The 23,408-nt window shown below is 47.5% G+C and carries 22 protein-coding genes and 3 tRNA genes; 15 read left to right on the forward strand and 10 right to left on the reverse strand.

Going from position 1 to position 23,408, the window contains the following annotated elements; translation table 11 throughout:
* Nucleotides 1-376: 376 nt before the first annotated feature.
* Entirely contained in the window at nt 377-2,092 is a 1,716-nt protein-coding gene (locus ACFO8Q_RS17005; protein WP_380027149.1) for a DEAD/DEAH box helicase family protein, read from the reverse strand.
* 267 nt (nt 2,093-2,359) lie between these two features.
* Here ACFO8Q_RS17005 and ACFO8Q_RS17010 point away from each other — a divergent pair, with 267 nt between their 5' ends.
* From ACFO8Q_RS17010 to ACFO8Q_RS17040, 7 genes are all read left to right on the forward strand, one after another.
* On the forward strand, nt 2,360-3,286 hold the full coding sequence (locus ACFO8Q_RS17010) for a tyrosine-type recombinase/integrase (RefSeq protein ID WP_380027151.1): 927 nt from the start codon (nt 2,360-2,362) through the stop codon (nt 3,284-3,286).
* A gap of 359 nt (nt 3,287-3,645) precedes the next feature.
* A tRNA-Leu gene (locus tag ACFO8Q_RS17015) sits at nt 3,646-3,722 on the forward strand.
* 18 nt (nt 3,723-3,740) lie between these two features.
* Nucleotides 3,741-3,817: transfer RNA gene (locus ACFO8Q_RS17020), tRNA-Met, on the forward strand.
* Nucleotides 3,818-3,846: 29 nt separating this feature from the next.
* A tRNA-Ile gene (locus ACFO8Q_RS17025) sits at nt 3,847-3,923 on the forward strand.
* 574 nt (nt 3,924-4,497) lie between these two features.
* Nucleotides 4,498-4,884, forward strand: a complete 387-nt coding sequence (locus tag ACFO8Q_RS17030) for a hypothetical protein (RefSeq protein ID WP_380027153.1) — start codon at nt 4,498-4,500, stop codon at nt 4,882-4,884.
* On the forward strand, nt 4,878-5,198 hold the full coding sequence (locus tag ACFO8Q_RS17035) for a reverse transcriptase domain-containing protein (protein WP_380027155.1): 321 nt from the start codon (nt 4,878-4,880) through the stop codon (nt 5,196-5,198). The genes ACFO8Q_RS17030 and ACFO8Q_RS17035 overlap by 7 nt, the downstream gene beginning before the upstream one ends.
* A 187-nt stretch (nt 5,199-5,385) precedes the next feature.
* On the forward strand, nt 5,386-6,969 hold the full coding sequence (locus tag ACFO8Q_RS17040; RefSeq protein WP_380027157.1) for a sensor histidine kinase: 1,584 nt from the start codon (nt 5,386-5,388) through the stop codon (nt 6,967-6,969).
* A gap of 606 nt (nt 6,970-7,575) precedes the next feature.
* On the opposite strand, the gene ACFO8Q_RS17045 is transcribed toward ACFO8Q_RS17040, so the two are convergent.
* Nucleotides 7,576-8,697 (reverse strand): YheC/YheD family endospore coat-associated protein, encoded by a 1,122-nt coding sequence (locus ACFO8Q_RS17045; RefSeq protein ID WP_380027159.1) that lies wholly within the window; start codon nt 8,695-8,697, stop codon nt 7,576-7,578.
* A 408-nt stretch (nt 8,698-9,105) separates the two neighbouring features.
* Here ACFO8Q_RS17045 and acnA point away from each other — a divergent pair, with 408 nt between their 5' ends.
* The 4 genes from acnA to ACFO8Q_RS17065 all read left to right on the forward strand — a co-directional run bounded on the left by acnA (nt 9,106) and on the right by ACFO8Q_RS17065 (nt 13,948).
* A complete protein-coding gene (acnA, locus tag ACFO8Q_RS17050) occupies nt 9,106-11,814 on the forward strand; it encodes an aconitate hydratase AcnA (protein ID WP_380027161.1) in 2,709 nt (902 codons plus the stop codon).
* A 108-nt stretch (nt 11,815-11,922) separates the two neighbouring features.
* The gene (locus ACFO8Q_RS17055; RefSeq protein ID WP_380027164.1) at nt 11,923-12,912 is read left to right on the forward strand and encodes an NADPH:quinone oxidoreductase family protein; all 990 of its coding nucleotides are present in this window, start codon (nt 11,923-11,925) and stop codon (nt 12,910-12,912) included.
* A gap of 162 nt (nt 12,913-13,074) precedes the next feature.
* Nucleotides 13,075-13,227, forward strand: coding sequence for a hypothetical protein (locus tag ACFO8Q_RS17060; protein ID WP_380027166.1), 153 nt, complete (start codon nt 13,075-13,077; stop codon nt 13,225-13,227).
* A gap of 154 nt (nt 13,228-13,381) precedes the next feature.
* Nucleotides 13,382-13,948: a transporter substrate-binding domain-containing protein gene (locus tag ACFO8Q_RS17065; protein ID WP_380027168.1), complete on the forward strand. Its 567-nt coding sequence runs from the start codon at nt 13,382-13,384 to the stop codon at nt 13,946-13,948.
* A gap of 53 nt (nt 13,949-14,001) precedes the next feature.
* On the opposite strand, the gene ACFO8Q_RS17070 is transcribed toward ACFO8Q_RS17065, so the two are convergent.
* The 8 genes from ACFO8Q_RS17070 to ACFO8Q_RS17105 form a co-directional block, all read right to left on the reverse strand.
* Nucleotides 14,002-14,250: a hypothetical protein gene (locus tag ACFO8Q_RS17070; protein ID WP_380027170.1), complete on the reverse strand. Its 249-nt coding sequence runs from the start codon at nt 14,248-14,250 to the stop codon at nt 14,002-14,004.
* A 63-nt stretch (nt 14,251-14,313) separates the two neighbouring features.
* Nucleotides 14,314-14,787 carry a glycine/sarcosine/betaine reductase selenoprotein B family protein gene (locus tag ACFO8Q_RS17075; protein WP_380027172.1) on the reverse strand — a complete coding sequence of 158 codons (474 nt, stop codon included), beginning with the start codon at nt 14,785-14,787 and terminating at the stop codon, nt 14,314-14,316.
* A 28-nt stretch (nt 14,788-14,815) separates the two neighbouring features.
* Nucleotides 14,816-15,628, reverse strand: a complete 813-nt coding sequence (locus tag ACFO8Q_RS17080; protein ID WP_380027174.1) for an amidohydrolase family protein — start codon at nt 15,626-15,628, stop codon at nt 14,816-14,818.
* A gap of 5 nt (nt 15,629-15,633) precedes the next feature.
* Nucleotides 15,634-16,350: an ABC transporter ATP-binding protein gene (locus ACFO8Q_RS17085; RefSeq protein WP_380027210.1), complete on the reverse strand. Its 717-nt coding sequence runs from the start codon at nt 16,348-16,350 to the stop codon at nt 15,634-15,636.
* A 2-nt stretch (nt 16,351-16,352) separates the two neighbouring features.
* Complete coding sequence (locus tag ACFO8Q_RS17090) at nt 16,353-17,108, reverse strand: ABC transporter ATP-binding protein (RefSeq protein ID WP_380027176.1); 756 nt, start codon at nt 17,106-17,108, stop codon at nt 16,353-16,355.
* Nucleotides 17,095-17,979 carry a branched-chain amino acid ABC transporter permease gene (locus tag ACFO8Q_RS17095; protein ID WP_380027178.1) on the reverse strand — a complete coding sequence of 295 codons (885 nt, stop codon included), beginning with the start codon at nt 17,977-17,979 and terminating at the stop codon, nt 17,095-17,097. Before ACFO8Q_RS17095 ends, ACFO8Q_RS17090 begins: the two co-directional genes overlap by 14 nt.
* A 3-nt stretch (nt 17,980-17,982) precedes the next feature.
* On the reverse strand, nt 17,983-18,867 hold the full coding sequence (locus tag ACFO8Q_RS17100) for a branched-chain amino acid ABC transporter permease (protein ID WP_380027180.1): 885 nt from the start codon (nt 18,865-18,867) through the stop codon (nt 17,983-17,985).
* Nucleotides 18,868-18,957: 90 nt separating this feature from the next.
* Nucleotides 18,958-20,187, reverse strand: a complete 1,230-nt coding sequence (locus ACFO8Q_RS17105; RefSeq protein WP_380027182.1) for an ABC transporter substrate-binding protein — start codon at nt 20,185-20,187, stop codon at nt 18,958-18,960.
* Nucleotides 20,188-20,657: 470 nt separating this feature from the next.
* On the opposite strand from ACFO8Q_RS17105, the gene ACFO8Q_RS17110 reads away from it, so the two are divergent.
* From ACFO8Q_RS17110 to phaC, 4 genes are read left to right on the forward strand one after another with little or no spacing between them, the layout of a single operon-like run.
* Nucleotides 20,658-20,939, forward strand: coding sequence for a hypothetical protein (locus ACFO8Q_RS17110; RefSeq protein WP_380027184.1), 282 nt, complete (start codon nt 20,658-20,660; stop codon nt 20,937-20,939).
* A gap of 12 nt (nt 20,940-20,951) precedes the next feature.
* Nucleotides 20,952-21,431 carry a hypothetical protein gene (locus ACFO8Q_RS17115; protein ID WP_380027186.1) on the forward strand — a complete coding sequence of 160 codons (480 nt, stop codon included), beginning with the start codon at nt 20,952-20,954 and terminating at the stop codon, nt 21,429-21,431.
* Between the two features lie 50 nt (nt 21,432-21,481).
* Nucleotides 21,482-22,255, forward strand: a complete 774-nt coding sequence (fabG, locus tag ACFO8Q_RS17120; protein WP_380027188.1) for a 3-oxoacyl-[acyl-carrier-protein] reductase — start codon at nt 21,482-21,484, stop codon at nt 22,253-22,255.
* Nucleotides 22,256-22,281: 26 nt separating this feature from the next.
* Nucleotides 22,282-23,388: a class III poly(R)-hydroxyalkanoic acid synthase subunit PhaC gene (gene phaC, locus ACFO8Q_RS17125; protein WP_380027190.1), complete on the forward strand. Its 1,107-nt coding sequence runs from the start codon at nt 22,282-22,284 to the stop codon at nt 23,386-23,388.
* Nucleotides 23,389-23,408 lie beyond the last annotated feature (20 nt).

The raw sequence follows: 23,408 nt of genomic DNA on the forward strand, positions 1-23,408 counted from the left end.
ATACCGAACGGTACGTACGGTGGTGTGGGAGGCCGGCTACTCAATTAATGGGTAGCCTCCTACCCGATTATGAAACAAATGAGACACTTGAACAGTTTGTACACTTTTTGTGTCAGAGTGATTGATGGGGAGGGGGCATCCGGTACTTTTCATTTCGCTTACCTACGGTAACCGAGCTTTCTTTGCTACGCAAGAAAAGCATGTAATTGAAGAATATTTTGACGTGATAGAGCAACGGACATAACACTTAGAACCCTTGTCTCTCAACGCTTTCAAACAAAGTCTTCATTTTCCCCATATATAAAAAGGAGTGAAGACTTTTAGGTCATTCACTCGTTAGAGGGGAATGTAGCTACGATAGTAGCGTAAAGATGTTTCAACGGTCGCCCAAGACTTTTATCTTGCGTGTACCAATCTGTATCCGTCCGAATCTCACAAGTTCCTGTACTTTGATGTCATTCAAACTGCGTGAAAAGTTCTTCTTGTCGATGGCAACAGCGTTCCGAATAAATGCCTTATCGTATTCACCGGGGTCAAGACGCATGAGAAAGTCGGCAATCTTCTCGCCTTGTGTCTGTTTGCGTTGTTTTGTAGCTTTATGACGGTATTGGACGTTCAAATCAATCACGTCCCCCATCCGTACCCCCTTCAATTGTTTTTTCAATTCCTTCATCACGTCACTATCAGCCGTAACAACGAACATTTCAGCGTTCCTTGTGTTGTCGCGGTTGATACGTTTTACAGCCTGGTAGATTTCCGATACTACGCATCCAAACCGTATCTTCTCAAAGTCCTTGTTCTTGAAGCGTAGCTTTCCCGTATCAGAGACAAACGACAGATTATGCCGATTGATTGGCTTCTGTGATACCATCGACCAGCGTAAAGGATACGTTTCCATGCGATACAATGGATTTGCAATAATCCACACTTGGGTATAATCCCGCCAATCATTTCTGCCGATGATGTCCCCAAAATATGAAACGGCAATCCCTTCCATACCGTATTCACTTAGAAGTTTTTCCACCATATCCTTGTGAGTTTTCTGCGTGACCACCAGTGTCGAATCATCGTCTTTCTTCCGTTCCACAATCCGCTTGCAAATTTCGGGAAAATAGTTTTCCGTTTTGTTTATACTGTTCTTGGAAGCATTGAAGTTGACTTGATAAAGAGTTGTACTGCTGTGTTCAATGATAGGCGTTTGTCGGTCAATCTTCACAAACGGGTCATATCGGTATTGACGGTCGATACTTCCGTTAGCGTCAAGAATGATATTATTTTGCAGACCCCAACGCTCAAAGCTACGGTCAAAGCTAGAGATTGTATCAAAGTTATAAAGGCATTGACCGTTATAAAGCATTTCCAACGAATCAACGAACTTTACCACTTCATCCCTGTCCTTTGGTGAAACATTGTGCAAGTTTGCTTCCACGTCCCGTTTGAATTTGTTGAACGTTTTCTTGTCAAACTTTGGGCGACATTTTCCCAAACGGTTGCTGTAATGACTTTGCTTCTGAATAGAAATTTCGTCAAAAAGATTCTTGCACGCCTCAAGTAAACTTGTATGGAGAGCGACAGGCAAAATGTACTGGACACGTCGAAATGATTCTTCGGAAAACGAAACAATTGACTGATTCAATGCTTCGTCAATAATCAGGGTATGCCTGTCCAGTGTGAAGTACCTTCTTGCGACTGGATTTCTGGACAATCTCACATACCGTTCGTGCGTTACCACAACCACCGGAAAGTCTAGCAGTTGAACGAGATTATCCTTGTAGTCATTCAAATTGACACTTGTAATGCCGTATGCAACAGTTCTGCCACAATGCTGATTGATTCTTTCAACACTGGATTCAACATCCTCCACAAAACGCTTCACAAGCAGAAAACGTCTATGTTCAGCATTGTCGGCAGCCCAATACTCGCCTATTATCCGGTCAGACTGCAAACTTTTTCCTAAACCTGCTTCAAGTGGAATCACAACGAACTGGTTTTCGCCTGTTTCGTATTCAATGATGCGTTTCCGCAGATGTTCAATTTTGTCCAGATACTTTTTGCCGTATCGTTCTAGGAACAAATCATGAGTTGTATTCAATGGGGCTGCCTCCTTTCCTTGAAAATGCAACATTTGTTTCAATGTCTGTCCAATATCTGCCGGGGTATGTGAATAAACTTAGGGCAGTTCTTGCAAACGGGTGGCTACCGTCCCCCTTGTACCCCTACCTTCATCCGTTCAATAATCATCCTAGAAATATGATTCTCAGATGAATTATACTCAAAAACTTTGACAATTCGTCCGAGAACACTGTATAATCATAACATCAACTCATCGTAGAACACAACGGATTATGAGGTGCTGGAAATGAATCACTATCTTTTACAATTTGAGGCTTGGTTGAGAAACGAAGATAAAGGCGAGAAAACGATTCGTACATATCTGTCTGTTTTGAACAAGTTCGCAACATGGTACGAGCAAACGGAAGGTAAGCAATTTGAACCACAAGACGTTAGCACAATCACGCTTCAAGATTTCCGTTCATATCTCATGAGTGCGTTAGGGCAGAAGCCAGCTACCGTAAACAAGGCGATTGCAACACTGAAAACGTTTTTTTCTTGGGCTGTGGATGCCGGACATATCGGCAACAATCCAGCCGAAAAAGTAAAAATGAAACGTGTTCAGCAGAGCTACGCTCCCAAGTGGTTGACCGAACAGGAACAGAACCGTTTGCTCTATGCGTTGGAGACAGAACGTAACGCGTTCAAACAAGCTAGAGACCGTGCCATAGTTTTTACGATGTTATATGCAGGACTACGCGTTGAAGAAGTAAGCGAACTCAAACTGAACCATATTGACATTCGGCAAGGTACAGTGACCGTTGTCAATGGTAAAGGTGGCAAATACCGCGTTATACCTATGCACAATGAATTGAAAAAAGCGTTGAAATCTTGGCTTGCCCATCGTGACAACAGTAACAAACCAATTCATCAAACTAGTGAATATCTGTTCGTATCCGAAAGGGCAGGACAAATGACAACAAGAGGAATTGGGTTTATGATTGACGTTTATCTAGAACGCTGTGGATTGTTGGAACGGTCGGAAGATGGAAGAAAAATCGAAGGACAGTACTCTTGCCATTCGCTACGGCACACGTTCTGCAAGAAGTTGGTCAATGCAGGAGTTCCGATTCAGGAAGTTGCTCGTTTGGCGGGGCATGACAATATTCAGACCACAATGCGGTACGTCGAACCGTCAGAACACGACCTCAGGAAGGCTATTCAGGCGATATAAACATCATCCCAACTATTGGATTGTCATGCTCTTTCTATCGAAGCGTCCGAAGACGGTATAAACACTGCTGTAACACGCCCACGGTATTTTTTGCAGAGTGACATTTGCTGACACATACCGTTGAAGGAATTACCTCTTGAAAACGCAGTCCAATGATGCTATTATCGTAACGTTCACAACACACAGGATTTAAGAAATTCAGCCGTTGGCAAAAACGTGTAGTCCGGTCAAGCTGACGCAGGATTCACGGGTGCTAAACGTTCAATTGACGCATATTTAGCGGATTGCGAGGCACTGACGGATTTAGGTTCCAGCGGGCGACCGTGGGGGTTCAAGTCCCTCCATCCGCACCACTAGTTGCCGGAGTGATGGAATTGGCATACGTGCACGACTCAAAATCGTGATTTTGTGGGTTCGAGTCCCACCTCCGGCACCATTCTGCGCAGGTCTTCCCGGCTCGATAGCTCAGTTGGTGAGAGCGACGGATTCATAACCCGTAGGTCGGCAGTTCGACTCTGCCTCGAGCCACCAGCTTCTCTTTCCTTGTGGTGTATTTTCATGGGCCTATAGCTCAGCTGGCTAGAGCGCACGACTGATAATCGTGAGGTCGGTGGTTCGAGTCCACCTAGGCCCACCAGGACGGCAAAACGGCAATGCGATTCGCATTGCCGTTTTTTTGTTTTGTGCGCGCCTAGCCAAGCTAGGTACAACTAGCCGGTGCAAGTCCGGTCGAGGTAAGAGCCAAGTCGTCCCGTAGCTGACAGGCAACTGGTGGAGAGATCCTAAGGTTGAAGCCCTGTGACAAAGTATCTCCTGTACGGAGAGCGAGCAAAACAGCAGGCCGTAACATCAAGTGAATCCTGCCGCATCGTCAAAAAAGACCTTAAAAGGACAAGGGAGTGTCGAGCCCCGGTAAATTGGGCGAAGACCATGGAACGTGCGAAGAACTTGGAACGCAGCACGGAAGAACTCCCCGGTGTAAAGGGATCGGCATGTTGTGAAAGTTGTATCTGGAACTAGGGATACCCTACCTCGCACGGCGACAGCCGTAAAGAGCGGACCTATAAGCCCAAAAGGTGAAATGGCGAGCTGCGGGAAGGGAGTCGGAGGGGGCCATAGTACCTGTGAAGCGAGGACAACACAACCTCGTGGAGGGAAGGGCGCACGCGCAATACCCCACTTTGTTCATGTGTTGGAGGAGGTAAGAGTGAGTGAATGCAGTGAAACCTGCTAACTACACCAAAGCAAAAGCTCAACAACTCTATAAAACACTATACTCTGCGGCCAAGGAAAATCCGAAGCGGCGGTTTCATGCGCTGTACGACAAAGTGCACCGACCGGACATCCTTTGGGAAGCATGGAGACGAGTGAAGGCTAATGGAGGAAGCGGTGGGGTGGATGGAGTAACCATCGACCACATTGTGAAGGAATACGGGGAAGGACGATTTAGATTCGAAATTGGCTGTGACCTCGTAAACGGAGAATACCATCCGATGCCAGCCAGACGGAAAGAGATACCAAAGGGAGAAGGAAAATTTCGCCCGTTGGGTATTCCTGCCATCCGTGATCGCGTGGTCAAATGGCGACCAAGATGGTGATTGAACGTATATTTGAAGCAGACTTTCAAGACTTCTCGTATGGGTTTCGCCCCGGACGCAGCCAGCATCAGGCTTTGCGACATATTCGCCGCGCTGTCAAGAAAGGTATATACTGGGTAGTCGATATTGACATTCAAGGGTACTTCGATAATATCTGCCATGACAAGCTGATGAAACTGATTGAACAGCTGTCGAAAGAAACACAGCAAGTCCGGAGTGGCAGGAATGGTTGCCTCACTCACCGGACTGAAGAAACTTGCCTCTTAGAGAGTACCGTAATGCACAGAGAAGAAGAACATCGGAAAGCCGGATGAGGGAAAACCGCACGTCCGGTTTGATGAAGGGGGAACTGGAAAAGTAAAAGCGAGCTTGCGCCCGCAATGAAATTTCAGTTCTCTACTCTACTAAATTTTCTGATTGACGTACAAATCGGAAGGAATCTCCCGGGGCCTTTATCGAAGATGTAGCTGTGGAAAAATATTCATCCTGGAGTGTGCAAATGTGATCTTGCGTATTGCTTTCGGGTTTTTTGTTGTATTTATTTTGATTTCATCCGTTTTGATGCAGAAAACGGTGAGTGTGAACCTTCTGATTCTTTTGGGAAGCTGCCTTTTGTTGAGTATCTTGTTTGAAAATCGGATCCCGCGCATTCGCGTCCTGCAAATTGCCCTGCTTGGGATCTTTCATTGGGTCAGTCATTTGAATTGGTGTATTGACTTGTATCTCTTACTGACCGCCAAAACCTATCAGACACGGAAAGTAGGACGAACCGTTGCGGTTTCCGTTTTTCTCGCCCTGCTGTATTCGTCGATTCGATTGTCTTATTCGGAGCATACCCTTTATACCTTTTTGGTCACCCTTTTTGACCTTCTGGGATTTGTGATCATTGTCCTGATGGTTCATTATTTTCAAACTGCAAAAAGGGAAAAACAGCTGCTGCAGCAAGAAAATACCCATCTTGCCACCCATGATTTGCTTACAGAATTGTTAAATTTTCAAGAGTTTCATAAGCAGCTTCAGCAATTGCTCAAAAGGAAAAAACGAGTGGCTTTGCTTCTAATCGATTGTATTGACTTAAAATCGATGAACAACGAACAGGGTTTTGAGAGCGGGGATCGGATTTTAAAGAAAACCGCCGAAGTTCTGCAGCAGATTTTTCATGATGCCCGTTTACTCGCGCGTTATGGCGGGGATAAATTTGCGGTTGCTTTGTATGCCGAAGATACATCCAATCAAATACAAAACAGAATTGAACTGCTTGTGAATGAATTTCCCAAGAAATTGCAGATTGAGATCACCTACGGATACGCGGTTTATCCGGATGAGGGCGAATCGAAGGATGAGTTGCTGTTACTCACGGAAGAGAGATTGTTTACGATGAAAAGAGAAATATGGCTGCGAAGAGAAGAGCACATGCTCCGGTCAGAAAAGTTGAGGCTGATTGGTGAATTGGCTGCCGGAATGGCTCATGAAATCCGAAATCCTTTAACTACCGTAAGAGGTTTCTTGCAGATAGCCAAAGAAAAAAATTACAACATCGAGCCTTGGTACGAAGTTATCATGGGCGAAATCACGAGAATCAGCGAGTTGACCGGAGAATTCTTACAGTTCTCGAAACCTCACGTCTCAAATTTCAAAGTCCAACCGCTGCAAGAATGTATCCAAAGAGTGATCGATCTAATGAAATCCGAGGCGGTATTACTTGGTCATCAAATTGAACATGAGTTCGAGTTGGATCCGATCTATATCCTTATGGATCGGGACAAAATTGTGCAGTTACTGATCAACCTGATTAAGAACGCTTTTGAGGCGATGGAAGAAAACGGTGTGGTTTTCATTCGATTGTATCGGGTTGGCAGCTTGGGAACAATCGAGATTCAAGATACCGGCCCGGGAATTCCCCAAGAGCATCTGGATCAAATCTTTCATCCGTTTTTTACTACCAAGAAAACCGGTACAGGATTGGGACTTTCCATTTGCCACAAAATTGTCCAAGATCACGGAGGAACCATTGATTTAGAAAGCTCACCAAAAGGTACCACTTTTCGTGTAACCTGTCCTGCAGTCCATGGTAGCGGAATGTAAATTGCCCGCAGGTAATGCAATCTTTTGCTAATCTTGGATGGTAAGGTCTTTCAAAAAGTGTTTCACTGGATTTTTCCAATGTAAAAGGCAGGAGTATCACTTTCTTTGGAGATAAAGCTTTGAGCTCCGGATAAACAGCCGAAGATGCATAAATACGATCTGCCTGCTCCAGTATTTTTTTCAACTCTTGATCCTCAATGCCCAATCCGGTTCCTTCAATATGGGTAATTCCGGCGTCGTGCACACGTTGTGCCATCCATTGACCGCCTTTTTTGCCGAGACACACAAATCCTACTTTCGTGCCGGCTGACAATTTGGCTATCTCCAAGAGTGCGGAAACGTCTCCCGTCGCTCCAACCGTTAGAATCGGTTTTTGCAGATTCCCAAGCAGCTTTCTCACTTCTTGGGCATGATTTATGGTAGTCACCACGACATCGGCGTTTGACAAAGATTGGTCCAAACTCGATTTGTCAGGAAGAAGTTGGTTTAAGAGTACTGTTTGCGTGGTCGCCTGGGTCAGTTCTTCTATTTGTTCGCATTGCTTTATAATAATCTTTTTCGAGATCGTCAATATCCCCAAGCTTGGTGGTAACTGAAAAAAGCCGACTAATGGGGTCGGCTTTTTTTTCTTGATTTTTTATACAGATATTTGGCGAAACCGGTGATGCAATCAACCGAAGCGGCGATCATTGGGCGTGTCAGGATATTCCGTCCAGGGCGTGGATTCACATCAAGCACGAAAAAACGGCCGTTCACATCTACGGCAATATCGATGCCGATGTGGCTAAGATTCGGGCGATAGCGGGTAAATTCTTTGGCTGTCTCGATCGCCAAATGAATCAAGTCGTCCTCATCAGGGAAGGAATACCCTTCGTTGGCCGCCCAGTCCACGATTTCATCAAAATCCCCTTCAATTCCTCCGGAATGGAGATTGGATACAACCGACCCAATAGGTCCCAGTTTGGGGCGAATGGCAACTAGCTGCCATTCGCCCGTTTCGTCCCGATTGAGTTGGAAACGAAAATCAATTTTTCGCCCTTCCCGGGTGAGCAACTTTAATCCTTCTTGAGCGATATAGCGTTCAGAGCAGATTAAACGGTTTAAAAACTCCACCAATTTTTCAAGAGGGAAAGTGCGGTCTACCGGTTGATTGTTAAAAAATCGCTGTGCACGTACCCGCACAACTCGCCGATTCACAGACAGTTCAATTACGCCTTTTCCGCCCGAGCCTCGAACCGGTTTTAGGTAAACACATTTTGTCTTTGACAAAAGAGCCAATATATCCTCGACTCGATGGACAGTTACAGTTTTCGGGAGATGGTCGGCGATCTCCGGGTTTCGCTTCAGGATGCTGCTCATGGTCGACTTTTGAAACAAAGCCGGATTAAAGGTCGGGATTCCCAGGTTTGCGAACCGTCTTTTTACGTCTAACGCTCCTGTTCTCCGTAATGATTGCAGAGCCACATTTTCATAAACAACATCCGGGAATCGGTAGTCTCTCCGTTTCCACCCGCTTTTGGCGTCTCTGGAGGTACAGCTCCATGCGTGCACACGTTCTTTTTCAAAATCAACATCTTCCGGATAAAAGAAGATGACCTTAACTCCGTGACGAAGACCTGCCAGATGAAAATACCTCCAGGTGGCCGAGGGGACGTAGCTGTCTGTTAATGAAAGCGGATCGTCTTTACTTGGCAATGCAATTGTCATTACCCCCAAAAGAACATTCATATGTTGCCGCTCCCTCCGTTTGGCCCGTGATAGTTTCATGATATTCGTTTAAAGAACACTTGCTATTGTAAAAAGCGGCTTCTCGATGCCGCGGGCATTTTTATTTTTGCAACGTAATAAATTGTCTGGAGATAAGGCACAATGACTATGGGAATAGTCCGGCAATTATTTTTTTGTAAAAGCCTATCGAAATTGGAAAGGAAATCATCTATAATACATATAGATATCATTTAATGAAACGGTGTTTTAACAGGTGAAACTAATTTCAGAGTTCCCCATAAAGTACCCGGTGCTTCTTAACGGGTTCCCACCCAAGTGCTTGCACTTGGGTGGGTGGTTCATTGCTTGGAGTCACTTTATGGGGTGGAGTGAGTTTTATCTGTTTGCATCAGCAGGGAGGGTCATAAGATGGCAAGCCAAGACAAGTTTTCTGCTCGCCGCAATTTGGAAGTCGGCGGCAAAACGTACACTTTTTATTCGTTACCCGCACTGGAAGAGAACAAATTAGGTTCCATCTCAAAGCTGCCTTTCTCAATCAAGGTGCTTTTGGAAGCGGCAGTTCGCCAGTTTGACGGTGTTGCAATTACAGAAGATCATGTAAAGAAAATTGCGAACTGGACCGAAGAGCGCGATGTCAATCAAGAGATTCCGTTCATGATGGCACGGATCGTACTGCAGGATTTCACCGGCGTTCCTGCCGTTGTTGACCTCGCAGCTATGCGCGCCGCGATGAAAAGAATGGCGAAAGACCCGGAGAAGATTAACCCATTAGTGCCGGTTGATCTTGTAATCGACCACTCCGTGATGGTTGACTACTTCGGCAGCAAGGATTCACTTGACCAAAATATGAAGCTTGAGTTTGAGCGCAACCAAGAGCGTTACCGTTTCCTGCGTTGGGCGCAAACCGCTTTTAATAATTTCCGAGCGGTTCCTCCGGCTACGGGGATTGTTCACCAGGTTAACCTTGAATATTTGGCCTCTGTTGCCATGACCAAAGAGGTTGACGGCGAAACACAGGTATTCCCTGACTCGTTGGTGGGTACTGATTCCCATACTACGATGATCAACGGTCTTGGTGTTGTAGGTTGGGGTGTCGGTGGTATCGAAGCGGAAGCGGGAATGTTAGGCCAACCGCTTTACTTTGTGACACCTGAGGTTATCGGATTCAGACTGACCGGAACCTTGGCGGAAGGCGCAACCGCGACCGACTTGGCTTTGACCGTAACCAATATCCTCCGTAAAAAAGGTGTAGTAGGCAAGTTCGTTGAGTTCTTTGGACCGGGCGTAAGCGCGATGAGCCTCGCCGACCGTGCTACCGTTGCAAACATGGCACCTGAATACGGAGCGACCATGGGCTTCTTCCCGGTTGATAACGAGACACTCAATTACCTTCGCTTAACCGGTCGAAGCGAAGAGCATATCGCTCTTGTGGAAGCCTATTACAAAGCGCAAGGCATGTTCCGTACGGACGATATGGCGGATCCGGTATTCTCTGATGTGGTTGAACTCGACCTGTCAGCGGTGGTTCCTTCATTGGCAGGTCCTAAACGTCCGCAAGACCGAATTGAGTTAACTGCAATGAAGGAAGGATTTAACTCCGCGCTTCGCACTCCGATTGACAAAGGCGGTTTCGGACTTTCGGACGAAGAAATCGGAAAAGAAGCAAACGTTGAGCATCCGAACGGTGAAAAGTCCGTCTTGCGGAACGGTGCGGTAGTTATTACGGCAATTACAAGCTGTACCAATACTTCCAACCCGAGCGTATTGATTGCAGCCGGATTGCTGGCGAAAAAAGCAGTTGAAAAAGGCCTTAAGAAGCCGGCATACGTCAAGAGCAGTTTAACTCCTGGTTCCCGTGTTGTGACAGACTATTTGATCGAAGCGGGACTCATGGATTCGTTGGAAGCGGTCGGTTTCTACGTGGCGGGGTACGGTTGTGCTACCTGTATCGGCAACTCCGGTCCTTTGCCTGACGAAATCAGCAAAGCGATAGCAGACAATGATTTGACGGTTGCGGCCGTTCTTTCCGGTAACCGTAACTTTGAAGGACGCATCCACCCTCAAGTGAAGGCCAACTACCTCGCGTCACCGCCGCTTGTCGTGGCTTATGCGTTGGCTGGAACTGTTGACATTGACATGGCAAATGAACCGATTGGCTACGGACACAACAATGAGCCGGTGTTCCTGAAAGATATTTGGCCTTCTTCTGAAGAGATCAAGGACGCAATTACCAAGGCGGTTCGTCCTGAATTGTTCCGCAAGCGTTATGAAAATGTATTCAGCTTCAACGAAGTCTGGAACGAAATCGATGCACCGACCGGCACCCTGTACAACTGGGACGAAAAATCCACTTATATTCAAGAACCGCCATTCTTTGAGAACTTAAGTGAAGAGCTTAATGCCGTTCAAGAAATCAAAGGCGCGAAAACACTTCTCCTGTTGGGGGATTCTGTAACCACTGACCATATCTCACCGGCAGGAAGCATCAAACCGGATAGCCCGGCAGGTCGCTATCTGCAAGAAAACGGAGTTGCTCCGGTTGATTTCAATTCTTACGGTTCCCGTCGCGGTAACCACGAAGTGATGATGCGTGGTACATTTGCGAATATCCGTATCCGTAACCAAGTGGCGCCTGGCACAGAGGGTGGAGTCACCACCTATCTGCCAACAGGTGAAGTGATGTCGGTTTACGACGCTTCCATGCTTTATCAAGAGCAGAATATCCCGCTTGTGGTAATCGCGGGTAAAGAATACGGCACAGGAAGCTCCCGTGACTGGGCAGCAAAGGGTACATTCCTTCTCGGGGTCAAAGCGGTTATCGCGGAAAGCTTTGAGCGCATCCACCGCAGCAACCTGGTAGGGATGGGCGTACTGCCGCTCCAATTCACCGAAGGTGCAAGCTGGAAGTCCCTTGGCATCACCGGCCAAGAAACTTTCGATATCGTAGGATTGAGCGACAATGTTCAACCCGGCCAAAAGGCAAAAGTTGTTGCGACCCGTCCGGACGGAACTTCATTTGAATTCGATGTGATTGTTCGTCTTGACAGCGTAGTTGATATCGACTACTATCGCAACGGCGGTATTCTCCAGAAAGTTCTCCGTGAACTTGCAAAATAATAGCTAAACTGCACAAAGCAAGGTTCTCGTCGTTAACCGGCGGGAACCTTTTATGTTAGAATGAAATCGTGGTGAATTTTTAGAAAAATGGGCGGGGGGATTCAGAGGATGACGGAGCGGTTTCGCGCGCTGGTAGTGGACAAGAGTGAAGATTCTTTTTCTGTGAACGTAAAAGAACTCAGTTTGAACGATTTGCCTGAGGGAGATGTTACCATCCGGGTTGCCTATTCGAGCGTCAACTATAAGGATGGTCTTGCTGCTGCTCCCAACGGTCGGATTGTAAAGTCCTATCCGTTTGTGCCGGGCATTGATCTGTCGGGAACGGTTGTTGAATCACGGGATTCGCGCTTCCGCGAAGGGGACGAGGTTCTTGTTACAAGTTACGAACTGGGAGTCACCCACTACGGCGGTTTCAGTGAGTATGCACGGGTTCCGGCAAGCTGGGTAGTCAAACTTCCCGAGGGACTTTCTTTAAAAGAAGCGATGGCTTTGGGAACGGCCGGATTCACAGCAGGGCTTTCGGTCCAGCGTCTTGAAGAAAATGGTCTGCATCCTGACCGCGGACCTGTTATAGTAACAGGAGCCACAGGTGGGGTAGGAAGCACCGCAGTAGCTATGCTGGCGAAGCGTGGGTACCATGTGGTTGCGAGTACCGGAAAGGAATCGGAGCACGAGTATTTACATAGCCTGGGCGCCAAGGAAATTCTTAGCCGGGAACAGGTGACGGATACGAGCCGTCCTCTGCAAAAGGAGCTTTGGGCGGGTGCAGTTGATCCGGTCGGAGGGAACACCTTGTCCTATCTATTAAGTACGACAAAGTACGGGGGATCCGTGGCTGTCAGCGGTTTGACAGGAGGAGCGGATTTTACGACAACCGTTTTCCCGTTTATTCTGCGTGGGGTTAACCTGTTGGGGATTGACTCTGTCTATTGTCCGATGAATGTTCGGGTCAAGCTTTGGGAACGTTTGGGAAGCGATTTAAAACCTGCGAATCTTTTGGAAAGTATCGGCCAAGAGATTACACTTGATGAACTACCAGCATCTTTGTCTGCAATTCTCAAAGCGGAAATTCGGGGACGGACAATTGTACGGTTATAATAAAATTTAAGATGATTGCTAAAGAAGAACCACGGTGTACGCTGTGGTTTTTTGTGTTTTCAGGAAAATTTCGAAATGTAGTAACACAGTTGTTTACAAATGAATACTGTTATAGTACAATGAAAACAACAAGACGGAACGAATAAGAAGGGGGCGACAAAGATGTCGATTGCAGAATATTATGGATGGACTTATCAGCCGGTAAGTGCAGGTAAGATCAAAGCAGAATGCATGGCATGCGGATCAGAGATGCATGCACAGCGGGAGTCTGTGATGTATGAATGTGAGCGCTGTATGAATGAGCAGGGTGAATGATTGAGGGAGTGTGTTGTTTCCGTAGAGAACAGCACACTCCCTTTGTTATCACAAAAATTGTACAAAGTGTGGCTGCCGATTCGATGCCCCTCATGAATAAAAAATACGATTTAGCGAATATTGCTCAGGAGAAGATGTATTGGGGGATTGGCGAATGAAGCAATTAAAAATGCTCACAACACTTGCACTAACCGCTGTTCTCTCCCTCTCCCCGGCAGCATGTGGGGGTGGCGGAAAAACAGGAAAGCAGCAGGCTCAAGGTCAGAAACCTGCTGCAAAAAAGAAGATTGTCATGGCAACGTCGGCTGATTTCCCGCCGTATGAGTTTCGCGATCAGTCAAAAGGTCAAAATGAAATTGTCGGATTTGACATCGACATTGCGAAACGGATCGCAGGTGAGTTAGGGTACGAGCTGAAGATTCAGGATATGAAATTTAACGGTCTCTTGCCGGCGCTCCAAGCGGGTCGCGCAGACTTTGCCATGGCTGGGATCACCCCGACACAAGACCGCAAACAAAATACGGATTTTTCAATGGTTTACTATGAGTCGAAAAAAGGAAGCACTCCTGCCAAGGCAGAAGAACAGAGAGGAACTGGCGGTGCAGCCATTGCGTTCCCGAAGGGATCCCAGTATGTGTCAGACTTCAACAGAGTTCTGAAGTACATGAAGGACAGTGGGGACATGGAGCAGTTGGCAAAAAAGTGGTTTGAGAAGAAATAACGGATAATTTGGAAATGACTGAGGGGACCTCGTTCTGGCCCCCTTGTTTCAGATTACTGTTGGATCGCCTTCTGATATTTCGGCAGATGTGTATTCCATTCCGGATCCGTCCATGTCACGTCTATCCGTGTTATTTGTCCCGGTTCTCCCGTTTCCAGCAGAGATAACGCTTTCCGCAAGATATTGGTTTGATCCGTCGGATCATTGGGTTTTCCTGCCGTATGTCCGAGCGGGTAATTAACGAAAACTGTTCGGGGAGGACGCACTTTTTCAGTAATATCGAGCGCAGATGACAGGGTCACGGTAGGAATGCCGGCTTTTTCAATTTCTCGGGCAATCAGACCCACGGTCTGATGGCAAAGGGGTCAGACGGGTACCAATAAAGCGGCGTCAACTTGATCGGCGTGCAATTCATCAAGTAAAGCAGGAACCAGCTCTTGCATGAGTTTCGTTTTACTGAATATCCGCCCCATAAATGTGAAAGCACGCTGTGAAAACTGGTTGATAACCCTTTTATCTTCCAGTTCTTGAAGACGTTGATAAGGAAAAACGCAGTTGATATCTTGCTTTGCCCCCGAATGGTCGTAACTGTCATGAAGAATGTGCAAATCAATTGGATTTGTTGATTTCTCAATAACGCGATACGTAAAGTCATTTTTTACAGGATTAAATCCCTCTTGGTTCTTGTGGAACACTCCACCGGAGGACAGTAGTGCCACTTTTGCTTGTGTGAGGGGTTTAGACAGAGAAGAAAAAGGAACATCAAACGATTCATGCCATTGGTAAGGCGGTTGATCCGGGAATCGACGTCTTGTCACCTCAATGTAGGATACTGCCATATCAAATATCTCCCCCCTGAACACGTGTTTATTTAATACGCCAGAATCTACGGGCGTTTTCTTCAAACACTGCACGAATCACAGACGGCTCTACCTGCAAATCGCAAATTACTTTGGAGACGTTTGAGGCCTCACCATTTAAGAACGGAAGATCACTTCCATACAAGATACGATCTGAGAAGCGCTCAATCCACTCTTTCATTTGCTCCTTTGTAGGTTGTCGCTCCCCAAGAGTCCCCGTGTCGATAGCTGCCGTATCAAATACGATTCCTGGGAATTCATCCGCAAGGCGGAAAAAAGATTCGGATTCATACAGCCCAAAATGGGCCACTTGCACGCGAAGTTCGGGGTACCGGTCTATGGCCCGGGCAAAATATTTCACCCCAACCGTTCCGGTATAATCGTCTGGAGCTGTCCCTGCGTGAACAATGAGCGGGCGATCATATCGAATCAGGGTTTCGTACAGAGGATCGAGCCGACGGTCATCCATTGAAATGTTCTGGACCGCGCAATGGAGTTTCATACCCGCAAATCCCAATTCTCCGAGGCATCGTTCTGTCTCAATTTCTACGTCATCTTGATGGTGTACACAGCCTATCGGAACAATCTCCGGCCGGAGCTTCACTTGGGTGGCCAACCAATCGTTCAATCCGCGGGCCATACCCGGTTTATGCACATAAAGCAGGACCAGAAAACGCTCGAACCCGTGTTGGTTCTGGTAGTCAAACAATTCTTCCGCTTGCCAACCGTCATATGGGATATTCCATCCGATATGGCGAAACCAATCATAGATGGCTGTCATTAATCGTTCAGGAAAGGCATGCATATGGGCATCGATCATGATTCTCACCCCGCTTTGTGACCGCCGAGATACGCGGCAATTACATCCGGGCTGTTCAGGAGCTCGGTTCCGGCCCCTGCGATTGTGATGTGCCCGGTTTCCATTACATACCCTCTATGCGCAATCGACAATGCTTTCTTTGCGTTTTGCTCGACAAGCAAAATGGTTGTGCCCTGTTCATTTAGTTTTCGTATAATCGAAAAAATTTCCTGAATGATGATCGGAGCCAACCCGAGTGACGGTTCATCGAGCATGAGCACCTTTGGGTTGGCCATCATGCCCCGGGCTATGGCAAGCATCTGCTGCTGTCCGCCCGACAGGGTCCCGGCGGGGAGCTTTCTTCGTTCCGCAAGAATTGGGAAGAGCTCATAGGATCGAACCAGTCCTTCTTCGATTTGTCTGCGGTCTTTGATGTGGTAAGCGCCCATCAGCAGGTTTTCTTCGATCGTAAGCCGCTGAATGATGGCACGCCCCTCCGGAATATGGATCAAACGCTTTTCCACTCTATGATGAGGTTTCATATTCGTTATGGAAGACCCCTCATACACGATATCTCCAAGACGCGGGGACAACAGACCTGAAAGGGTCTTCAGCAGGGTGGACTTGCCTGCTCCATTGGCCCCGATGATGGTTACGATTTCCCCTTCGTTGACGTCAAGATCCACACCTTTCAGGGCGGCGATCTGGCCGTAATTCACGTGCAAATCGCGAATCGATAAAATCGTCAAGCGGACTCCTCCTTTCCGAGGTACGCTTCCAGTACCGCCGGATGATCCTGAATCTCTTTCGGGGTGCCTTCCGCGATCTTCTCCCCAAAATTCAGAACCACAATATGATCGCAGATCTCCATGATTACGGACATATCATGTTCGATCAACAAAAACGTATAGCCTTGTTTTTTCAATTGCAAAAGAGTACTGGAGAGCTGACGGCTTTCTTCCGGATTCATGCCTGCGGCCGGTTCATCCAGCAGAAGAAACTTGGCGCCTGTCGCCATAGCCCGGGCAATTTCCAGGCGGCGTTGGTCCCCGTAAGAAAGAGCGGAGGCCAGAGTATCCGCTTTATCCTCCAAACTTAGCAAAGACAGTAATTGCTCGACTTCACAAGCCAATCTTTTTTCTTTTTCACGTTGAAAGAATGGCCATAAACTACGTACTCCGACAATCAATTGGGCGCTTTGCGCAATCCGAATGTTCTCGCGGACTGACATGTGAGGGAACAGCCGGATGTTCTGAAAAGTCCGGCCGATCCCCATTCGTGTGATTGACACGGGTGCCAGTCCCGATATGGTCTTGTCTTGAAAGAGAATGCGGCCTGAATCGACCGGGTAGATTCCCGTAATCATGTTAAAGAGAGTGGTTTTGCCTGCACCATTCGGGCCGATTACTCCTGTAATCGTCCCTTCTTTTACGGTCAGAGCGAGATTCTTGATCACTTGCAATCCGCCAAACCGTTTGCTGATCCCTTCAATCGTTAACATGGGTATTTCCTCCTCTCAGTTCACCCAGTGCCACTTTCTTGGGGGCGGCAGACTCGGAAAATACACTTGCAATTTTCGCAACGGTTGAGGCCGACAGCAGTCCTTGCGGGCGAATCATCATCATCACGATAATCAGGAGTCCGTAGACTACCATCCGCCACTCTTCGAGCGGACGAATCACTTCCGGCAGCAATGTCAGAATCAAAGCCCCGAGAGCGGCCCCCCAGAAAGTTTCCACTCCGCCAAAGATGACATAGAACAGGATGAGCAGAGAAGTGTGGAATCCGAAAGCATGCGGATCGATAAAGAAGATGTAATGGGCATACAGTCCGCCGCCGATTCCGGCCATCCCGGCACTAATTGTAAAAGCGAGCAGCTTCATGTAGGTATTGTGGATCCCCATGCTCAGAGACGCCACTTCATCCTGCTGCACCGCTTTAAACGCTTGGCCCAAGCGGGACTTGTTCAAACGGTGGCAGAACAGCAGACACAGCGCAACCGTGGCCCAAACCAGTGGAAAAGTGGTTCCCTGCATGCCCCCCATTCCGGAAGCCGCTCCGATATACTCGACGTTCTGCAGCACGACCTGCAGTACCTCTCCAAGGCCCAATGTCCCAATCGCCAGATAAATGCCGCGAACCCGTAGTGCGGGGAAACCGACCAGAAGTCCTAAAACCGCCGCCGCCGCCCCTCCGATGACGAGAGCCGGGATCAGCGGATAGACCATTTTTGTCGTGAATATGCCTGCCACATAAGCGCCAATCGCCATGAAAGCGCCATGCCCGAGAGAGATTTGTCCGGTGGACAGGGTAATGTACAGACTGAGAGCCAGAATGATATTGATCCCGGCAAATATCAGCATTGTATCCATCCGCTACACCCTTTCCACCTGAATTCTTGATCCGAACAGACCGGAAGGTTTGACAAGCAGTACTAGCACGAGGAACCCCCAGACAACGGCATCCATGAATGGAGCGGTGCCATAAGGAAGCGCTACCACCAGCACCTCCAACAAGCCGATCAGAAGTCCGCCGACCATCGCTCCATATACATTGCCAAGACCCCCGATCACCATGACGGCCAAACCTTTTAATCCCATGGTGGCTCCGATGAAAGGGCTGATTTTCTCGAATCTGAGCCCGATCAATAGGCCGGCCACGCCAGCCAGAAGAGAGGAGATTGCAAATGTTGCGACTATGATCCGGTTCACGTTGACGCCAAAAAGTTTTGCCGCCACCGGGTTTTCGGAAAGCGTTCGCATGGCCCGGCCGGTCCGGGTGCGCTGCAGCAGGAGCGTGATGCCAACCATCAATACCAGAGCAATTCCCAGAATCAAAAGTTGGGTGCTGCTGATCAGAATTCCCCCCAACTTCCATTCGGGAAGCGAGAGCGTCGATTGAAAGACCTGCGGCTCAGAACCGCCGAGTTTGACAGCCAAGCTGGTCAATACTGTTCCGGCAGCGATGGTGCTGACAAGCGGTGCCAGATGATACTGGGGTTTAACAGGGCGAAAACAGATTCTTTCAATCAAGATGCCCAGTATGGCAGCCAGCATGATGGACATCGGCAACGCGAGATAGAGAGGCAAACCGAATGAATTCATCGCATAGGCCGCGAAGAATCCGCTGAACATGAAAACTTCACCGTGTGCAAGATTCAGCAGATTCAAAATCCCGAATACAAGGGTATAACCGATTGCGATAAGAGCGTACATGCTTCCAAGCATCAGACCGTTGATGAGCTGTTGAATCAGTTCCATCAGTTTCCCTCCCAAATAGACCGGCAAGAAGTAAAGAATAAGGGGTGCCATCAGACACCCCGAAACAGAGATGGCCCAACCATGATGTTATCAGTTAAGGATTTCGTATTTACCGTTCTTGATGATCAGCGGATAGTTTTCTTTATCACCGTCCCCTGCAGAGTCGATTGCAAAGGTTCCGGTGATGCCCGGGTATCCTTTCAGAGTGGTCCATCCCTGTTTGATCGTTTCACGCAGATCCGCCAGATCGGAGGAACCGTTTTTGTTCGCTTTCTTCAAAATGTCAGCGGTTACATGAATGGTCTCGTACATGTTGGCTTCAAAGTGCCCCGGGGACGGGTCAGCCGGAGTGATTTTTTGTGCAATCGGAGTAAATTTGTCAACAAACGCCTTTACTTTCGGATCCGGCCTATCCGGGTTCCAGTCAGCGGTTGCCACGAAGTTCTCCACCGCTTTGCCGCCTTGTTGGATGAGCGCTGCCGAATACATGCCCACTCCGCCAATCACGGGCTTCTTGAATCCCTGCCGCTCCATTTCCTTTGCGAAACTTGCCGCTTCCCCATACAAACCGCCAAATGCGATCGCATCCGGATTCAAGGATTTGAGCTTGGTAACGGCTGCACTGAAGTCGGTTGTGCCGGTTTTAAAGGTAATGAAATCGCCTTCATTGCTAATTTGGACATTGTTTTTCTTCAGAATTTGCGGGAATAACGCGGTACCTACAGACTTTGACCACGCATCCTGCTCATCATGTATGATCGCGATCTTTTTCACATTGAAATGCTTCACAAACTTGGGAATTGCGTTATTCAGAAGTTTGTCGTCCGTCATCGAGTTGCGGAAGGCCCAGGGACGGTTGTTCGCAGATACACCCGGTTTTGCTGAGGAAGCGGAGATGATAGGGAGCTTTAACTGGTTGGCAACAGGGAAGGCCACTTCACATTCACCGCTGAAAAATGGGCCCGCAATGGCAGCTGCTTTCTCTTGATCAAGGTCGCGGGTCAGTTTTACGGCAGATTCGTTTTTACCGCCGGTATCTTTGAAGATCAGTTCAATCTTGGAACCATTGATTCCCCCCGCTGCATTGATTTCTTCGGCGGCGATAGTGGCGGCAATTTCCTGCTTTTTGCCCCAATCGGCGCCTTTACCGGACTTGTCCACAAGAACTCCAATCTTAATGGGTTTGGCATCTTTTGAATTGCCGCCACTGGTACCTTGAGTTGAGGTATTCCCGCCACAAGCGGTGAGCATCATGCCGGCCAGCAGCGTTGCTGCCAGAACCCCCTTTTTCAATTGTTTTTTTGTCTCTTGATGTTTCATACACTTCCCCCTCCTGAACGGTCGTTCGGTAAATGTTTAAAAAATTAAGATGTATCTGACGATAATTTATATTTGATATGCAGATCAGAAATTCCTTTGGTAAAACTGTTCCAGTACAGATATATTTTTCGACAGAAACGGACAAAAAGCTCCCGATTTCAATTCGGGAGCCTTGCTCGATTGGGGGAATGCCTTGAATTTGCAAAACAGTATGTCGATTGAGTAAGGATTCCTCTCCCATAATGTTAAGTTTTTATGAACGAATGTCGATTTTCGCAACGCTTCGACAGGTTTCGTGCAGCTATTTGTTGGAACAGGAAGATTCTTGTCTGAATCTGTCGGAATATTCTTCTTTTCGTTTTTCTTATATTTCTTATACTTAAATTATACTATTTGGCAGTGTTGTCGCATACATTGTAAGGTTCACAGCAAAGATGCGCTGTCTAAACAAAATTCAGGAGGGAAACTACATGGAAACCAAAGTGGAGAAATTGACAGAATTTTACTTGGAGCAATCACAAAAGAACACGGCACAAATTTTTGACTCGATCAAAAGCTCGGTGACTGCAACCGCCGAAATGTTGACTTTGGCGCAAAACGAAACGCAGCAGGCATTTGATCGTCTGACACAGCAAGGGGTTGAAAAGTTCGTTAAAAACCTGGAACGGATCCAGGAGCAGCAGGTGAAGGCGCAGCAGGAACTGCAGGAGCAGTTTCGGAATCTGTTCAATCTGTTTAATCAACAAGGATAATAGGTGATAGAAATGAGTGCAAACTATGTAGATCCGTTTTCTGTATGGAAATCTTTCTATAATGAGATGGAACCGAAACTCGCTCAATCTATGCACAAAATGTTGGAAAGTGAAGAGTATGCCGCAGCTTCCGGGCAATTGTTGAATGCTGCCCTTCAAATGGAACAGTATTATGCGAAAATGGTTGAGAAGCTGTTGGAGAATTATAAAATTCCTTCCATTAAAGATTTCGCAAGACTTGGTGAACTGCTTGTCGGTTTGGAGTCGAAGGTTGACTTAATTGATGAGCGGTTAGCCAGTCTGGAGAAACAAGGCATTGAAGTGTCTGATTTGAAAGACCAAATTACGGCCCTTTCCAATCAACTTGAGATGGTGAACCAAAATCTGCTGGACGCTGCAAAAGCCGGTGACAGCAAGGAAGGCTCGAATCGTCAGCGGAAATCGAGAGAAGCGAAAGGCAATACGGATACGAACGAAGAGAAAGCTGAATAAAGCGCTGATTCTTAAAGAACGGTTAAACCATTTTGGGGGGAATAGAAACCATGTCACTGTTGGAAAAAGAACTTTCCGTTAGCAAGCCGCTCACCGGACAAATTGCGTTGGTAACAGGCGGATCCCGAGGCATCGGAGCAGAAATTGCGAAAGAACTCGCGGTGCAGGGAGCAACCGTAATAATCAATTACGTGTCGAATATCGAAAAAGCGCAGCAAGTGGTTGACGAAATTTCTGCCTTTAATCCAAACGTCTATGCCACACAGGCGGATGTGAGCAACACCGAGGATGTCATTCGTCTCTACGAGGAAATCGCAGAGAATTACGGAAAGATCGATATTCTCGTGAACAATGCGGGAATTACCAGGGACTCACGGTTCATGAAGATGACGGACGAACAGTGGCATGAAGTAATCAGTACCAACATGAACAGCCTTTTCTATTTAACGAAAGCGGCTCTGCCGAAAATGATTGAACAGAACTACGGAAGAATCGTGAATATCTCTTCCATCATTGGTCAGTCTGGTGGGTTCGGACAAACGAACTACTCGACAGCCAAAGCGGGAATGATCGGATTCACCAAATCCCTGGCGTTAGAAACAGCTCGTCACAATGTAACGGTCAACTGTGTTTGCCCGGGTTACACTTATACCGATATGGTTGCGGCTGTGCCGGAAAAAGTACAGGAAAAGATCATAGCAAAAATCCCGGCAGGACGTTTTGGAAAAGCGTCTGAGGTGGCAAAAGCGGTTCGATTCCTGGTTGTGGATGGCGAGTATATCACCGGACAGTGCCTTAACGTCAACGGCGGAATGTATATGTAATTGACGCAGTCGGGGGTAACAATAAAATGACATTGACAGGGAACTGGCAAGAAGCTTGGAAACATGTGATGGAAGGATTGCCGGGAGCCGCCCCGGAAGAGATTCCTCTTAGCGTGTTTCATGACCGGTTGAATAAAGTGGCGAAAGTTCTGAATCAGGCGGAACCTGAGACCGGTTTGACGCCAAAGGAATTGATTTGGCGCAAAAACAAAATGAAGGTCTATCGCTTTACGCTGCCTGGTGTGGAAGTGACAAAACGGACACCCATTTTCATGCTGTATGCGATGATCAACAAACCTTACATTTTGGATATCGAACCGGGAAATTCTTTTGTCGAATACTTGCTCCAGCAGGGTTTCGACGTATATATGCTGGATTGGGGCGAAGCGGGACCGGAAGATCGCAACAACGGGTTTGCCGAATACATTTTTGATTACCTGCATAAGGCGGTTGAACGGGTATGCCTTTACACAGGTAAAGAGCAGGTGAATCTCTTTGCTTATTGTATGGGCGGAACCATGGGTGCGATGTATGCGGCTTTGCATCCGGAACGTGTGAAGAATTTGACCGTACTGGCCGCGCCAATCGATTTCCGGCACGCGGATCTCTACAATACCTGGCTGAACGAGAAATATTTTGATGTCGATAAATTGGTCGAAACGTATGGGAATGTTCCTCCTGAAGTGATCGATCTCGGCAACAAAATGCTCAAGCCGATCAGCAACTTCATTAACCCTTGGGTTCACCTTTTTGAAAAGGTGGACAATGAGAATTTTGTCCATACCTGGCGCTTGCTTAACAAGTGGGTGAATGACGGGACTGCTTTCCCGGGTCAAACCTATCGGGAATGGATTCGTGATTTCTATCAGCAGAACAAATTGATCAAAGGGGAGATTGTGCTGCGCGGCCGACAGGTGGATCTGGCGGCTATCACATGCCCAGTCCTGATTTTGACTGCGGAGCAGGATCATATCGCCCCTTGCAGTCAGACTCGGGCATTGTTCGAATACATTTCAAGCACAGACAAAACCGAGTTTAATTATCCGGTAGGTCATGTAAGCCTTGTGTTTGGCGGAACCGCCCGGAAAAAAGTGTATCCTGAGACCGCTGGCTGGTTGGCGGATCGAGACTGAGCTTCTAACAGAATACAATA

Source organism: Effusibacillus consociatus (assembly GCF_042652925.1).
Lineage (GTDB): Bacteria > Bacillota > Bacilli > Tumebacillales > Effusibacillaceae > Effusibacillus > Effusibacillus consociatus.

Excerpts from the sequence above, each read along its gene's own strand:
- ACFO8Q_RS17010 (WP_380027151.1), top strand. The coding sequence starts at position 2,360 with ATGAATCACTATCTTTTACAATTTGAGGCTTGGTTGAGAAACGAAGAT.
- acnA (WP_380027161.1), top strand. The coding sequence starts at position 9,106 with ATGGCAAGCCAAGACAAGTTTTCTGCTCGCCGCAATTTGGAAGTCGGC.
- ACFO8Q_RS17090 (WP_380027176.1), bottom strand. The coding sequence starts at position 17,108 with ATGTTAACGATTGAAGGGATCAGCAAACGGTTTGGCGGATTGCAAGTG.
- phaC (WP_380027190.1), top strand. The coding sequence starts at position 22,282 with ATGACATTGACAGGGAACTGGCAAGAAGCTTGGAAACATGTGATGGAA.
- ACFO8Q_RS17110 (WP_380027184.1), top strand. The coding sequence starts at position 20,658 with ATGGAAACCAAAGTGGAGAAATTGACAGAATTTTACTTGGAGCAATCA.
- ACFO8Q_RS17100 (WP_380027180.1), bottom strand. The coding sequence starts at position 18,867 with ATGGAACTGATTCAACAGCTCATCAACGGTCTGATGCTTGGAAGCATG.
- ACFO8Q_RS17095 (WP_380027178.1), bottom strand. The coding sequence starts at position 17,979 with ATGGATACAATGCTGATATTTGCCGGGATCAATATCATTCTGGCTCTC.
- ACFO8Q_RS17060 (WP_380027166.1), top strand. The coding sequence starts at position 13,075 with ATGTCGATTGCAGAATATTATGGATGGACTTATCAGCCGGTAAGTGCA.
- fabG (WP_380027188.1), top strand. The coding sequence starts at position 21,482 with ATGTCACTGTTGGAAAAAGAACTTTCCGTTAGCAAGCCGCTCACCGGA.
- ACFO8Q_RS17105 (WP_380027182.1), bottom strand. The coding sequence starts at position 20,187 with ATGAAACATCAAGAGACAAAAAAACAATTGAAAAAGGGGGTTCTGGCA.
- ACFO8Q_RS17055 (WP_380027164.1), top strand. The coding sequence starts at position 11,923 with ATGACGGAGCGGTTTCGCGCGCTGGTAGTGGACAAGAGTGAAGATTCT.
- ACFO8Q_RS17080 (WP_380027174.1), bottom strand. The coding sequence starts at position 15,628 with ATGATCGATGCCCATATGCATGCCTTTCCTGAACGATTAATGACAGCC.
- ACFO8Q_RS17075 (WP_380027172.1), bottom strand. The coding sequence starts at position 14,787 with ATGGCAGTATCCTACATTGAGGTGACAAGACGTCGATTCCCGGATCAA.
- ACFO8Q_RS17065 (WP_380027168.1), top strand. The coding sequence starts at position 13,382 with ATGAAGCAATTAAAAATGCTCACAACACTTGCACTAACCGCTGTTCTC.
- ACFO8Q_RS17035 (WP_380027155.1), top strand. The coding sequence starts at position 4,878 with ATGGTGATTGAACGTATATTTGAAGCAGACTTTCAAGACTTCTCGTAT.
- ACFO8Q_RS17115 (WP_380027186.1), top strand. The coding sequence starts at position 20,952 with ATGAGTGCAAACTATGTAGATCCGTTTTCTGTATGGAAATCTTTCTAT.
- ACFO8Q_RS17045 (WP_380027159.1), bottom strand. The coding sequence starts at position 8,697 with ATGAATGTTCTTTTGGGGGTAATGACAATTGCATTGCCAAGTAAAGAC.